The organism is Azospirillum sp. CT11-132 (assembly GCF_047302835.1).
Taxonomy (GTDB): Bacteria; Pseudomonadota; Alphaproteobacteria; order Azospirillales; family Azospirillaceae; genus Azospirillum.
The window spans coordinates 236,121-248,900 of the sequence record NZ_JBGLZA010000005.1 but is presented as its reverse complement, the minus strand read 5'-3'; the positions used below and the strand labels follow the sequence as shown (position 1 = coordinate 248,900).

Here is a 12,780-nt window from a genome sequence, read left to right as displayed (position 1 = left end):
CTGGGGCTGTCGGTTAAGCCGGGCCGGTGACCCGCTTACTTCTCCACCAGCGGGCAGCCACCTTCAGACAGCGGGCGGAACGCTTCGGGGCCGGGGATGGTCTTGACCAGCTTGTAGAAGTCCCAAGGTCCCTTCGACTCTTCGGGTTTCTTGACCTCGAAGAACAGCATGTCGTGGACCGCCCGGCCGTCAACGCGAACGCTGCCCTTGCCGAACAGGGGATCGTCGGTCGGCAGGTCCCGCATCTTGGCGGCGACGATGGTGGCGTCGGTGCTGTTCGCCGCCTTGACCGCCTTCAGGTAATGGAGGGCGCCGGCATAGACGCCGGCCTGGTTGCCGGTGGGACGGCGCCCGTCCATCCGGGCGGCGAAGCGGTCGGCGAAGGCGCGGGTGCCGGGATTCAAATCCCAATAGAAGGCCTCGGTCAGATACAATCCTTGCGCATCCTTCAATCCGACGGCGGCGACGTCGCTCAACTGCATCAGCAGGGCGGCCAGCCGCTGGCCACCCGCGGTGATGCCGAACTCGGTCGCCTGCTTGACCGACCCGATGGTGTCGCCCACCGCGTTGGCCAGCCCAATGACCTGCGCGCCGCTGCCCTGCGCCTGCAGCAGGTAGGAGGAGAAATCGGACGCGTTTGGCGGATGGCGGACGCTGCCGACGATGGTGCCGCCCATGCTCTTGACCACCGCCGAGGCGTCGCGCTCCAGCGCATGACCGAAGGCGTAGTCGGCGGTCATGAAGAACCAGCGCTTGCCGCCGCTCTCCGTCACCGCCCGCGCCGTGCCATTGGCCAGCGCCCAGGTATCGTAGGTCCACTGGATGGTATTGGGGGAGCATTTCGGGCCGGTCAGCTCCGTCGTACCGGGACCGGATGCGATGAAGACGGCCTTGGAGTTGCGCGTCACCTCATTCACCGCCAGCGCCACCGACGAGAAGGGCACGTCCAGAATCGCGTCGACATGCTCCTGGTCCAGCCAGCGGCGCGCGGTGGCGGCGCCGATGTCGGGCTTGTTCTGGTGGTCCGCGTGGATGACCTCGATGGTGACGCCGGGCAACTCCTTGGCGAAATCCTCCGCCGCCAGCTCCGCAGCCACCACCGAGCCCCGGCCGGTGCTGTCGGACGCGAAGCCGCTCATATCGGTCAGCACCCCCAGCTTTACCCGTTGGGACGCGATCTCGGCCGATGCCGGGACGGTGCCGATCGACAATGCGACGAGGCTGGCCGCGGCCATGCCGGCCAGCGTGTATCCGGTCTTCATCAAGGTCCTCCCCTTATTCATTTTGATGCTCTACGGTTTTGCCCACTGCCGTCAGGCGCCGGAAACTCCACCACGCAGGTCCCGCAGGATCTCCTGGGCGATGTCCTGGCGCACGCTGCCGCGCTGCACCAGCGCAGCGGCGACGCGATCGATCTCGTCGCCGACCGCGCCGGCCATCATCGCGATGTTCTGGGCGTGCAGAGCCATGTGGCCTTTCTGGATGCCGGTGGTCGCCAGCGCCTTCAGCGCCGAGAAGTTCTGTGCCAGCCCAACCGCGGCGATGATGCGGGCGAGACGTTCGGCGCTGGTCACGCCGAGGATCGCCAGACAGGCCTGCGCCGTCGGATGCGCCTTGGTGGCGCCACCGATCAGCCCGACCGCCATCGGCAGTTCGATGGAGCCGCTGAGCTGTCCGTCGGCGGTTACCTCGAAGCGGGTCAGGCTGCCATACTGGCCGCTGCGGGCGGCAAAGGCATGGGCGCCGGCCTCCACCGCACGGGTGTCGTTGCCGGTCGCCAGCACGACGGCGCTGACGCCGTTCATGATCCCCTTGTTGTGGGTGGCGGCGCGATACGGGTCGGCGGCTGCGAAGTGATAGGCGCTGATGATGCCGTCGCGCACCGACTCGCCGCCGATCTGGTCGAGCGGCCACACCGCATGCGCCCGCGCCAGCCGGCGGTCGGCCAGATTGGACAGGATGCGCAGATACACCCGGCCGCCGCTCCAGGCGGCGATGTGGGGGGCCAGCTTCTCCGCCATGCTGTTGACGGCGTTGGCGCCCATCGCGTCGCGGGTATCGACGATCAGATGGGTCACCAGCATCGGGCCGCCCTGGCTGTCGAGCACACGCACCTCGACGTCGCGGAAGCCGCCGCCGAAGGACAGCAGTACCGGGTCGCAGCCGTCGCAGATCGCCTTGATCTCCTCGCGCCGCCCGAGGATGCGCAGGCGGGCCGCGTGGGGGTCGGCCACATCGACCGCCTGGATCTGGGCGATCATCAACGTGCCGGACATCGAGGTGGTGAAGCCGCCGGCGTCATAGCATTGCCGGGCCGCGTTGCAGACCGCGGCGACGACCGACGACTCCTCCGTTGCCATCGGGATCAGCACATCCTCGCCGTCGACCCTCATATTGGTCGCGACTCCCAGCGGGATGTTCATCGACCCGATCACGTTCTCGACCAGACGGTCGGCAAGGCCCAGATCCAGGTTCCCGGTGTCCGACAGCCGCGCGGCGGCCGCCGCATCGAGGCCGGCGAAGTCCGAGACGATGCCCAAGCGCTCCGCCGGCGATTTCTTGTGGAATCCGGAGATGCGGGAACTGCGGGTGGTGTCGATCATTCCTGAACCCTGTCGTACACTTTGTGGATGCATCCCCCTCCGGCGCCGCACGGCGGCGCGCACCGGATGGAGCAATGAGGGCGGGACAATGCTGGTGCTGGTTGAACGGGCGCCGCGGGCTTCCCCACCATCACCATTCGTTCCATTGATGATCAGTGATACAAAGGGACGGCACAAGGGACAGTTTCCCGAAATCTCCGGGACACTGTACCAGCGCATTCATTGGGACACTGAAGCGGTGACGCGATGACACGGGTGGGCAGCATCGTCGACAGGATCGCCGGCCTGATCGGCGAGGGCCTGTTGAAACCGGGGGAGCGCCTCCTGTCGGTGCGGGCCGGCGCCGTCGAGCACGGCGTCTCGAAGAACACGATGGCGGAGGCCTACGACCGTCTGGTGGCGCTGGGCCATGTCGAGGCGAAGCAGGGGGCCGGCTATTATGTCGCCCGCGTCCGCCACGCGGCGGTCGGACAGCAGTCCGCCCATGTCGCAGAGGCGGTGGACTTCGTGTCGCTGCTGCGCGAACAGCTGGTGCAGAGCTATGCCGTGCGGATCGGCGACGGCCGCCCGCCGCCGTCCTGGATGGAGCGGTTCGAGGTCGGCGGCAATCCGAGATTCACGGCCGCAAGCCGCGGCCTGACGCCGGACCACGGCTACGGCTCCCCCTGGGGCTTCCTGCCGTTGCGGGAGCGGCTGGCGCTGACGCTCGGCGAACGGTCGATCACGGCGTCGCCGGACCAGATCCTGCTGACCCAGGGCGCCAACCACGCACTCGACCTCGTGGCCCGCCAGATGCTGGAACCGGGGGACACGGTGCTGGTCGACAGCCCCGGCTATTATCCACTGTTCGGCAAGCTCCGGCTGTCGCGCATCAACATCGTTGGCGTCCAGCGGCGTCACGACGGCCCCGACCTCGACGATCTCGCCGCCAAGGCCGCCGCCCACAAGCCGAAGCTGTTCTTCACCCAGTCGCTGGCGCACAACCCGACCGGCGGCTCGATCACGCCCGCCGTCGCGCACCGCCTGCTGCGGATTGCCGAACAGCACGGCCTGTACGTCGTCGAGGACGACCCCTTCGCCGATGTCCTGCCCGCCGCCAGCCCGCGCCTCGCCGCGCTCGACCAGCTGGAGCGGGTCATCTATGTCGGCACCTTCTCGAAGACCCTGTCGGCCAGCCTGCGTGTCGGCTATGTCGCAGCGAAACGCCCGCTGATCGACCGGCTGTGCGACGTCAAGATGCTGACCGTCGTCAGCACCTCCGACTATGTCGAGCGGATCGTCTACGCCTTCATCGCCTCCGGCCAATATCTCCGGCACCTGCGCCGGCTGAAGACGCTGATCGGGGAGCATACGGAAAAGGCGACGCTCGCCCTGACCCGCATCGGCGTCCGACTGCCGCCGGCTGCTTCCGGCGGATATTATCTGTGGGGTGAACTTCCCGACCGCATCGACGAGGCGGAACTGGTACGCCAAGCTGCGGAACAGGGGATTTTCCTGGCGCCCGGCACGCTGTTCCTGCCGACGCGGACGGCCACTGCGCCGGCGATGCGGATCAACATCGCCTACGCCGACGACCCCCGCTTCATCGCATTTCTCGGCGACCGTCTGCACGCACAGGGCGCGCGGTAACCGCCGCCGCGGCGACCCGCCGCTTCGCCACAACGGGCACTATCTGCGGTCGCCATCCCGGCGGCTTTCCTCGACGACCCAGCGGCGGAAGCGGTCGCGACGCTCATCCGGCTTGCGCCGGCTGGAGACGACCAGGAAATAGCCCCGTTTCGTCTGGATCGGCCGGTCGATCAGGGCAACCAGATGCCCGTCCCGCATCAGCTCGGCGATCAGCGGGCTCCATCCCAGCGCCACCCCCTGGCCCATCAGGGCAGCCTGCAGAACCAGCGGGTAATTGTTGAAGGTCAGATCATGGCCGCCGGCCGGCACGGGCAGCCCGTGCAGGGTGAACCAGTCACTCCAGGACAGCCAGGCGGCCGGCCCGACGCTTTCCAGATGCAGGAGCGGCAGGGATGACAGATCGGCCGGGGAAGCGGCGCCCCCGGCGGCGAACGGGGCGCGGCTCGCCCGGAAGGCAGGGCTGCAGACCGGCAGGACCCGCTCGGGGAACAGGAGTTCCGCCTCGCAGGCGGGCCAATGGCCGTGACCGAAGGTGATGGCGATGTCCGCCGCCTCGCGGCGCAGGTCGATCGCGTTCTGCGTCGTCACGATCCGCACGTCCAGTTCGGGCAAAAGCTGGCGCAGGGCGCCGAGACGGGGCAGCAGCCAGCCGGAGGCGAAACCGAAGTCGGTGGCGACGTTCAGAACGCCCGGCCGCTGCCGGTCGCGGATGCGGGTCACCGCATCGCCGATGCCGTCCAGAGCCTCACGCGTCGCCTCGTAGAGCCGCACGCCGTCCGGCGTCAGCGCAACTCCGCGGTGCAGGCGACGGAACAGCGCCGTCCCCAGATCGGCCTCCAGCCAGCCGATCTGGTGGCTGACGGCCGACTGGGTGCAGGCAAGCTCGCGGGCGGCAGCGCTGAAGCTGAGCAGCCGGCCGGCCGCCTCGAAGAAAAGCAGGGTGCGCAGCGGCGGCAGGCGGTCCTTTCCCATGAGCGGCCTTCATACCGGCATGATGAGACAGGGGCTTCACGCCCGCTGTTGGGTGCGTCAATTCTATCGTTCTCGAACGATCTGTCCATAAACGGTATGAAGTAGGCGGATATGGCACGGCGCCCCAACATCCTCATCCTTATGGCCGACCAGATGATCCCGCAGGCGCTCGGCGCCTACGGCAACTCGACGGTACGGACGCCGCACATCGACCGCTTGGCGGAGGGCGGCGTGGTGTTCGACAGCGCCTACTGCAACAGTCCGCTCTGCGCCCCCTCGCGCTATGTCTTCCTGTCCGGGCGGTTGCCCTCGGCCATCGGCGGCTACGACAACGCCGCCGAATTTCCCTCCGCGGTCCCCACTTTTGCCCATTACCTGCGACTGGCCGGCTACCAGACCATTCTGTCCGGCAAGATGCATTTCTGCGGGGCCGACCAGCTTCACGGCTTCGAGGAACGGCTGACCACCGACATCTATCCGGCCGATTTCGGCTGGACGCCGGACTGGACCCGGCCCCAGGATCGGCCGAGCTGGTATCACAACATGAGTTCGGTGCGCGACGCCGGCCCCTGCCTGCGCACCAACCAGCTCGACTTCGACGAGGAGGTGGTCTTCACCGCCGAACGCAAGCTGTACGACATCGCCCGCGGCCGGCGGGAACGGCCCTTTTGCTTCGTGGTGTCGCTGACCCATCCGCACGATCCCTACGCCATCACCGAGCGCTACTGGAACCGCCACACCGACGCGGAGGTCCCGCTGCCGCGCGTCACTCTGGCGCCGGACGCAATGGACCCGCATTCACGGCGGTTGCGCCATGTCTGCGCAATGGACGAGATGCCGCTCAGCGAACGGCAGATCCGCAACGCCCGCCGCGCATACTATGGTGCCGTCGCCTATGTGGACGACCAGATCGGTCGGCTGATGGGCGCACTGGAGGAAACCGGACTGGCCGAGGATACCGTCATCGTCCTGCTGTCCGATCATGGCGACATGCTTGGCGAACGCGGGCTGTGGTACAAAATGAGCTTCTTCGAGTCCGCCTGCCGCATCCCGCTGATCATCCGGGCGCCAGGCTGGTTTCAGGCCGGGCGGATCGCCGCCTCGGTCTCGTCGATGGACCTGCTGCCGACCCTGGTCGAGTTCGCCCATGACGGGGCGGCGCCAGGCTGGCGGACGCCGATCGACGGGCGCAGCCTGCTGCCGCACCTTCAGCGCAGCGGCGGCCATGACGAGGTGATCGGCGAATATCTCGCCGAAGGTGCCCTGGCCCCCATCGTGATGATCCGGCGCGGTCGCGACAAATTCATCCATTCACCGGCCGATCCCGACCAGCTCTACGACCTGTCCGACGATCCGGACGAGTTGGTGAACCGGGCGGAGCAGCCCGCCGCCGGCTCGGCGGCGGCCGATGCCCTGCAACGCTACCGCGCCGAGGTGGAACAGCGCTGGGATCTGGCGCGCCTGCATGAGGAGGTTGTCGCCAGCCAGCAGCGGCGCCTCCTGGTGGCCGATGCGCTGCGCCAGGGGCCGCACCGCTCCTGGGATTTCCAGCCCTTCACCGACGCAGGCACCAGCTATATGCGCAACCATCTGGATCTCGACGATCTGGAAGCCATGGCCCGCTTCCCGCGCCCTGGCACCCCGGCGCATTAAGACGGCGCCCTGGCGCGCCGGACGTCGACCATCACCCGACAGGAGGGAGAGCACATGCGTGCACCGGAGCTTGCAATGGGCGGTTTGACAGCGGGGCGTTCGGCACTGGCCGGTCTGGTGGTCGTGATCGGGATGACGGCCGGCGCGCTGGCGATTTCGGCGGCTGCATCGGCATCGGCGGCGGAGCCCGCGAGCTGCCAGACGGTGAGGATGGCTGATCCTGGTTGGACGGACATCACCGCGACCAATGCGGTGGCGGGAGCGCTGCTGGGAGCCATGGGCTATCAACAGAAGATCGAGACGGTCGCCGTGCCGATCATTTTCCAGGGGCTGAAGACCGGTCAGATCGATATCTTCCTCGGCAACTGGATGCCGGCCCAATCCACCTTCCTCGACAAGCTGATTGCCGAGAAATCGGTCGAGATCGTGCGCCCGAACCTGGAGAACGCCAAATTCACCCTGGCGGTGCCGAAGGCGGTGGCCGATGCCGGCGTGCACAGTTTCGCCGACCTCGCCCGGTTCGGCGACCGGTTCGAAAAGAAGATCTACGGGATCGAGCCGGGAGCGCCGGCGAACCAGAACATCCAGCGCATGCTCGACAAGAAGGATTTCGGGCTGGAGGGCTGGACCCTGGTCGAATCGAGCGAGCAGGCCATGCTGGCACAGGCGATGCGACGGACGCGCAGCAAGGATTGGGTGGTCTTTCTCGGCTGGCAACCGCACCCGATGAACACCCGGATCGACATGACGTATCTCAGCGGCGGCGACGCCTATTTCGGTCCGAACTATGGCAGCACCACGGTCAACACCCTGTCCCGGCGCGGCTACGGCACCGAATGCACGAATGTCCACCGCCTGTTCAGCCAACTCGCCTTCACCGTCGAAATGGAGAACGAGATCATGGCCGCCATCACCGAAGACAAGAAAGCCCCCAAGGACGCAGCGGCCAGCTACCTGAAGGCGCATCCCGACCTGCTCGGCCCCTGGCTGGCCGGCGTGTCGACCCGCGACGGCAAGGACGCCGCCACGGCCGTGCACATGGCATTGAGCCTGAAGTGACGCAACCAAACGAGAAGGAGACGTACAACCATGCTGGCCGCGTTGCGCGCATGGGTCCGGGCCCGCTTCCCCTCCTGGTTCAGGCCGGCCTACCGGCCTGAACGCCATTACATGCGGGGTCCCTCCGGTTTGCGATGAGGCCGGAGGGGGAAGGGCCGCCGGATCATACGGCAACCATCTCCATCAGCCGGGCACGATCGGCCGGGGAGGCCGCTTCACCATGGAGCGTGATGCGTCCCCGCTCCACCGCGTAGAAGCGGTCGGCAACATCCAGGGCGCGGTGGATGTTCTGCTCCACCAGCAGGATGGTCAATCCCGCCCGCTTCAGTTCCGTGATGATCGCGAAGATCTCGTCGACGATCATCGGCGCCAGACCTTCCGTCGGCTCGTCGATCAGCAACAGCCTGGCGGTACCCACCATCACGCGGGCCATCGCCAGCATCTGCTGCTCGCCGCCGGACAAGGTGGTGCCGAGTTGCCGGCGCCGTTCGGCCAGCCGGGGGAAGCGGGCGAAGGCCTGTCCGATCGCCTGCTCATTCTCGCGGCGCGCCCGGCCGGGACATTGGCGCAGCCCCAGCCGCAGGTTCTCCTCGACGCTGAGTCCCGGGAAGATGCGGCGATCCTCCGGCACCAGCCCGAGCCCAAGGCGGGCGATCGCGTCGGGCGTCTGCCCGGCCAGATCGACGCCGCCGAAGCGGATCGTGCCGGAACTGGCCGGCACCCAGCCGGCGACGGATTTCAGGATGGTGGTCTTGCCGACGCCGTTGCGGCCGAACAGCCCGACCACCTCGCCCGGACCGGCCTGCAGGGACACCCCTTGCAGAACATGGCTCAGGCCGTAATGCGCGTGCAGGTTCTCGATGGAAAGCATGGGTGTCACCCGTGTCCGAAATAGGCGGCCTGTACGGCGGGATCGGCACGCACCACGGCGGGCGGCCCTTCGGCAATCTTCCGGCCCTGGGCCATCACGACGACATGGTCCGACAGGCTCATCACCAACCCGATGTCGTGTTCGATCAGCAGCACCGTCAGGTCGCCGGCCAGCGAGCGGATCAGCGCACCGGTGTCCGCCGTGTCGCCGTGGCTCATGCCCTGGGTCGGCTCGTCCAGCAGCAGCACCCGCGGCTCGGCGGCCAGCGCCACCGCGATCTCCAGCCGCCGCTGTTCCCCGTGCGACAGGTTGCCGGCAAGCTCGCGCGCCTTGGCCGACAGGCCGAAGCGCTCCAGTAGCGCGTCGGCCTTGGCGAGCGCACGACGGCTGTGGCCGACCGGACGCAGCGCGTGCCAGGGCCTCTCCAGCACCTGCGCGGCGATCCGCAGGTTCTCCAGCACCGGCAGCTCGAAGAACAGGTTCGTGATCTGGAAGGACCGCGCCAGTCCGGCGGCGAGCAGGCGGTCGGGGGACCGCCCCGTGACATCGGCGCCGTCCAGGGTGACCCGACCGCCGGTCGGGCGGATAGCGCCGCTGATCAGGTTGAACAGCGTGCTCTTGCCCGCCCCGTTCGGACCGATGACCGAGGTGATCCGTCCGGCCGCAGCCTCGAAGCCGACGCCCGCCACCGCCTGGAGCCCGCCGAAGTTCACCGACAGGTCGCGCACGCCCAATGCACAGGCGCCGCCTGCGCTGGCCGCCGCCTTGAGGGAGGATGCCGTCATGGCGTCGTCCTCCCGGTTTCAGCTCTTGAGTCGCCGCGGCGACTCAACCGGGCCAGCAGCGCGCCGACCAGCCCCTTACGCAAGAAGATGACGGACAGCATGAAGATGACCCCCACGACGATCAGGTGATGTTCGGTCCAGGATCCGACGACCGAGCGCAGAGCGGTCAGCAGCAGGCTGCCCACCACCGGCCCGACCAGCGTGCCGACGCCGCCGACGATGACGGTGATCACCGCGTTGCCGGAGGTTTCGAAGAACATCAGTTCGGGCGAGACGAAGCCGCGCAGCATCGGGTACAGCGCCCCCGCCAGCGCGGCGACGCAGGCCGCCAGCACATAGACCGCCAACTTGTAGCGCCAGGCGTTGAAGCCCAGGAACGGCACGCGCTTCTCGTTGGCGCGGATGGCGGCCAGCGTCCGGCCGAACGGAGCGTCCATCAGATAGGACAGCCCAGCATAGGCCGCGACGGTCAGCCCCAGCACCAGCAGGAAGAAGGACAGCGGGTCGGCGGTGTCGAGACTGAACGGCCCAAATCCGACTTGGACCTGCGGGATGCCGATCAGCCCGTCCGACGCGCCCAGCGCGCGGGTGTTGTAGACGGTCTTGGCGGCGACCTGCGCCAGCCCGAAGGTGATGAGGGCGAAATAGACGCCCTTCACCCGGTTGGCGATGACGCCGCCGATCAGGCCCGCCACGCCGCCGGCCAGCAGGGCCGCTCCCATCGCCAGCCAGAAGCTGGGGGCGACATCGCGCAGGACGAGCGCCGAGACATAGGCGCCCAGCCCGAAATACAGCGCCTGCCCCAGCGACAGCAGGCCGGTGTAGCCCAGCAGCAGGTCGACGCTCATCGCCAGCCCGGCGAAGATCAGCGCCTCGGTCGCCAGACGCAGGTAGAAGCCGTTGTCGGTCGCCCAGGCGACGGCGGCCAAGCCCAGCGCCGCCGCCAGGAAGGCCAGCGCCAGCCAATGGACCGGGGCCAGACGGGACAATCCGGACGCCGGCCGGGTGCTGCCGGGATCGGAGAGGGTGTGCAATGTGGCCTCAGGCATGTCCCAGCCTCCCGAACAGGCCCTGCGGCCGGACCATTAGCACCAGCACCATGATCCCGAACACCAGCGGATCCGACCAGACCGGCGAGATGTAGAGGCTGGAGAGCGCCTGCACCTGGGTCAGCAGCAGGCCGGCGATCACCGCCCCCTGGATCGACCCCATGCCGCCGACGATCACCACGGTGAAAGCCATCAGGATGAAATCGCGGCCCATGGTCGGAAACACCGAATAGATCGGCGCCAGCAGCACGCCGGCCAGCCCGGCCAGAGCCACCCCAAAGGCGAAGGTGCCGGCATAGACCCGGCGAACCGGCACCCCCAGAGACGAGGCCATGTCCTTGTCGAAGGCGGCCGCCCGCACCATGGCGCCAAGCCCGGTGCGGAAGACCACCAGCCAGACCGCAGCAATCAGCGCGAGGCCGAAGCCGATCAGGAACAGCCGGTAGTTCGGCAGGAACATGCCGAGGATCTCGGTGCCGCCCTCAATCGGATTCTCGGGCCGCAGTGTGTTGGGTCCATAGACCAGCTTCAGCACATCCTCCAGGATCATCCCGAGCCCGAAGGTCAGCAGCAGGGTCAGGATGTGGCGGTCGCGGCTGTGGAAGACCCGTGCGATCAGCCAGCGCTCGGCCACCCAGCCGATCGGCAGCATCAGAAGCGGCACCAGCACCAGCAGCGCCCAGAACCCGACGCCCAGCCCGGCTAGCGTCAGGGATAGGAAGGCACCCATGGCGTAGAATTCGCCATGGGCCATGTTGATGACGTCCAGCAGCCCGAAGATGATGGTCAGGCCCAGCGCCATCAGAACGACGGCAACCCCGAGCGACAGACCGTTCAGCGCCTGCGGCGCCAGGACGAATTGCAGATAGTCGATGAGATCGGCCATGGCCATCGGCTCCTTGACTGCGTCCTCAGAAGCGGGTGCAGAGGTCCGGCCCGATGGCGGCCTCGCCCGGAACGGTGCCGACCACGTCGAAGCGGTTGTTGGTGCCGTCGGACGAGATGCGCACGGCGTACATGTCCTGAACCGCCTGATGGTCGCCGGCCCGCATGGTCTTGGTGCCCTGCGGCGTGTTCCAGCTCAGCCCCTCCATCGCCTTGCGCAGCGCCTCGGTGTCGGTGCCGCCGGCCTTCTCGACCGCCGCCTTGAAGAAGCCGATCAGGCCGTAGCTGTCGGCGCCGTAGAGGTCGGGGGCGGTGTCGTAGGCCTTGCGGAAGGCGGCGACGAAGGCCTTGTTCTCGGGCGTCGCCAGTTCGGCGGAATAGCCGACGCCGGTGACGAAGCCGTCGGCCGCCTTGCCGATGGCGCCGATGTTCTGAGCAGTGACGGTGCCCGACGCGCCGACAATGGTCAGGTTGCGCAGCAGTCCGTACTCGCCCATCTGCGTCAGCAGCCGCACGGTATCGTTGCCGGCGGTGGAGGTGTAGAGCACGCTGGGCCGCGCGGCGCGGAGCTGGCCGAAATACTGCGAGTAATCCTTGCTGCCGAGGGGCGCGAAGACCTCGCCGGTCGATTGCGCGCCGGTCTTCTCCGCCGCCTCCTTGAAGGCCGCGACGGTGGAGCGGCCCATCTCGTAATCGGGGCCGAGATAATAAACCTTGGCCTTCGGCTTGTCCTTGGCCAGCCATTCCGCCAGCGCCGCCGACTGCTGTCCCGCCCGCGCGTTCACCCGGAAGACGTTGGGCGAGCATTTGTCGGTGGTGATGGCGTCGGAGAAAGAGACGGTGGTGGCGATCAGCCGCCTGTTGCGCTCGGCCAACTGCCCAACCGCCAGCGTCGAGCCGGAATTGACGGTGCCGGTCAGGAAATCGACCTTGTTGACCTGGAACAGCTTCTCGGCCTTCTGGGTGGCGACGGCGGGATTGGCCTCCTCGTCCTCGAACAGCAGCTCGACCTGACGGCCGAGAATGCCGCCGGCGGCGTTGACCTCCTTCGTCGCCAGTTCCAGGCCCCAGCGGACCTGCTGGCCGATCGGCGCGTAGGTACCCGACAGCGGGGTCACCACCCCGATGCGGATCGGATCGGCGGCCTGCGCCGCTCCTGGAGCCACCAATGGCGCCGCCAGCAAGGCCAGCAGCGGCGACAGGGTGTAGATTGACCTCGGAAGAGCGTTCTTGGACATGGATGGACTCCCTCACTGGCGCGATGCCGCGCCCTG

General features: G+C 67.8%; 11 protein-coding genes. 3 read left to right on the top strand and 8 right to left on the bottom strand.

All coding sequences use genetic code 11. From position 1 onward, the window contains the following. Positions 1–35: 35 nt before the first annotated feature. Both ACCD06_RS20825 and ACCD06_RS20820 read right to left on the bottom strand, forming a co-directional pair. Complete coding sequence (locus ACCD06_RS20825) at positions 36–1,262, bottom strand: ABC transporter substrate-binding protein (RefSeq protein ID WP_413343178.1); 1,227 nt, start codon at positions 1,260–1,262, stop codon at positions 36–38. Between the two features lie 51 nt (positions 1,263–1,313). Then, positions 1,314–2,603, bottom strand: a complete 1,290-nt coding sequence (locus tag ACCD06_RS20820; protein ID WP_136702919.1) for a hydroxymethylglutaryl-CoA reductase, degradative — start codon at positions 2,601–2,603, stop codon at positions 1,314–1,316. Positions 2,604–2,849: 246 nt separating this feature from the next. On the opposite strand from ACCD06_RS20820, the gene ACCD06_RS20815 reads away from it, so the two are divergent. After that, entirely contained in the window at positions 2,850–4,232 is a 1,383-nt protein-coding gene (locus tag ACCD06_RS20815) for a PLP-dependent aminotransferase family protein (RefSeq protein WP_413343176.1), read from the top strand. A gap of 39 nt (positions 4,233–4,271) precedes the next feature. Here ACCD06_RS20815 and ACCD06_RS20810 read toward each other — a convergent pair whose 3' ends face one another. Then, complete coding sequence (locus tag ACCD06_RS20810; RefSeq protein WP_413343174.1) at positions 4,272–5,204, bottom strand: choline sulfate utilization transcriptional regulator; 933 nt, start codon at positions 5,202–5,204, stop codon at positions 4,272–4,274. A gap of 111 nt (positions 5,205–5,315) precedes the next feature. Between ACCD06_RS20810 and betC the strand changes: the two genes are divergently transcribed. Then, a complete protein-coding gene (gene betC, locus ACCD06_RS20805) occupies positions 5,316–6,857 on the top strand; it encodes a choline-sulfatase (protein WP_413343172.1) in 1,542 nt (513 codons plus the stop codon). Between the two features lie 54 nt (positions 6,858–6,911). After that, entirely contained in the window at positions 6,912–7,916 is a 1,005-nt protein-coding gene (choX, locus tag ACCD06_RS20800) for a choline ABC transporter substrate-binding protein (RefSeq protein ID WP_413343170.1), read from the top strand. Positions 7,917–8,079: 163 nt separating this feature from the next. Here choX and ACCD06_RS20795 read toward each other — a convergent pair whose 3' ends face one another. From ACCD06_RS20795 to ACCD06_RS20775, 5 genes are read right to left on the bottom strand one after another with little or no spacing between them, the layout of a single operon-like run. After that, the gene (locus ACCD06_RS20795; protein WP_109155691.1) at positions 8,080–8,787 is read right to left on the bottom strand and encodes an ABC transporter ATP-binding protein; all 708 of its coding nucleotides are present in this window, start codon (positions 8,785–8,787) and stop codon (positions 8,080–8,082) included. A 5-nt stretch (positions 8,788–8,792) separates the two neighbouring features. After that, positions 8,793–9,572 carry an ABC transporter ATP-binding protein gene (locus tag ACCD06_RS20790; RefSeq protein WP_109155690.1) on the bottom strand — a complete coding sequence of 260 codons (780 nt, stop codon included), beginning with the start codon at positions 9,570–9,572 and terminating at the stop codon, positions 8,793–8,795. Next, positions 9,569–10,621, bottom strand: a complete 1,053-nt coding sequence (locus ACCD06_RS20785) for a branched-chain amino acid ABC transporter permease (protein WP_413343167.1) — start codon at positions 10,619–10,621, stop codon at positions 9,569–9,571. Before ACCD06_RS20785 ends, ACCD06_RS20790 begins: the two co-directional genes overlap by 4 nt. Further along, entirely contained in the window at positions 10,614–11,507 is an 894-nt protein-coding gene (locus ACCD06_RS20780; RefSeq protein WP_413343165.1) for a branched-chain amino acid ABC transporter permease, read from the bottom strand. The genes ACCD06_RS20785 and ACCD06_RS20780 overlap by 8 nt, the downstream gene beginning before the upstream one ends. A gap of 25 nt (positions 11,508–11,532) precedes the next feature. Next, entirely contained in the window at positions 11,533–12,744 is a 1,212-nt protein-coding gene (locus tag ACCD06_RS20775) for an ABC transporter substrate-binding protein (RefSeq protein ID WP_413343163.1), read from the bottom strand. Positions 12,745–12,780 lie beyond the last annotated feature (36 nt).

What these genes read in the sequence shown, in the direction of transcription:
- ACCD06_RS20825 (WP_413343178.1), bottom strand. Translation starts at nt 1,262, where the DNA reads ATGAAGACCGGATACACGCTGGCCGGCATGGCCGCGGCCAGCCTCGTC.
- ACCD06_RS20820 (WP_136702919.1), bottom strand. Translation starts at nt 2,603, where the DNA reads ATGATCGACACCACCCGCAGTTCCCGCATCTCCGGATTCCACAAGAAA.
- ACCD06_RS20815 (WP_413343176.1), top strand. Translation starts at nt 2,850, where the DNA reads ATGACACGGGTGGGCAGCATCGTCGACAGGATCGCCGGCCTGATCGGC.
- ACCD06_RS20810 (WP_413343174.1), bottom strand. Translation starts at nt 5,204, where the DNA reads ATGGGAAAGGACCGCCTGCCGCCGCTGCGCACCCTGCTTTTCTTCGAG.
- betC (WP_413343172.1), top strand. Translation starts at nt 5,316, where the DNA reads ATGGCACGGCGCCCCAACATCCTCATCCTTATGGCCGACCAGATGATC.
- choX (WP_413343170.1), top strand. Translation starts at nt 6,912, where the DNA reads ATGCGTGCACCGGAGCTTGCAATGGGCGGTTTGACAGCGGGGCGTTCG.
- ACCD06_RS20795 (WP_109155691.1), bottom strand. Translation starts at nt 8,787, where the DNA reads ATGCTTTCCATCGAGAACCTGCACGCGCATTACGGCCTGAGCCATGTT.
- ACCD06_RS20790 (WP_109155690.1), bottom strand. Translation starts at nt 9,572, where the DNA reads ATGACGGCATCCTCCCTCAAGGCGGCGGCCAGCGCAGGCGGCGCCTGT.
- ACCD06_RS20785 (WP_413343167.1), bottom strand. Translation starts at nt 10,621, where the DNA reads ATGCCTGAGGCCACATTGCACACCCTCTCCGATCCCGGCAGCACCCGG.
- ACCD06_RS20780 (WP_413343165.1), bottom strand. Translation starts at nt 11,507, where the DNA reads ATGGCCGATCTCATCGACTATCTGCAATTCGTCCTGGCGCCGCAGGCG.
- ACCD06_RS20775 (WP_413343163.1), bottom strand. Translation starts at nt 12,744, where the DNA reads ATGTCCAAGAACGCTCTTCCGAGGTCAATCTACACCCTGTCGCCGCTG.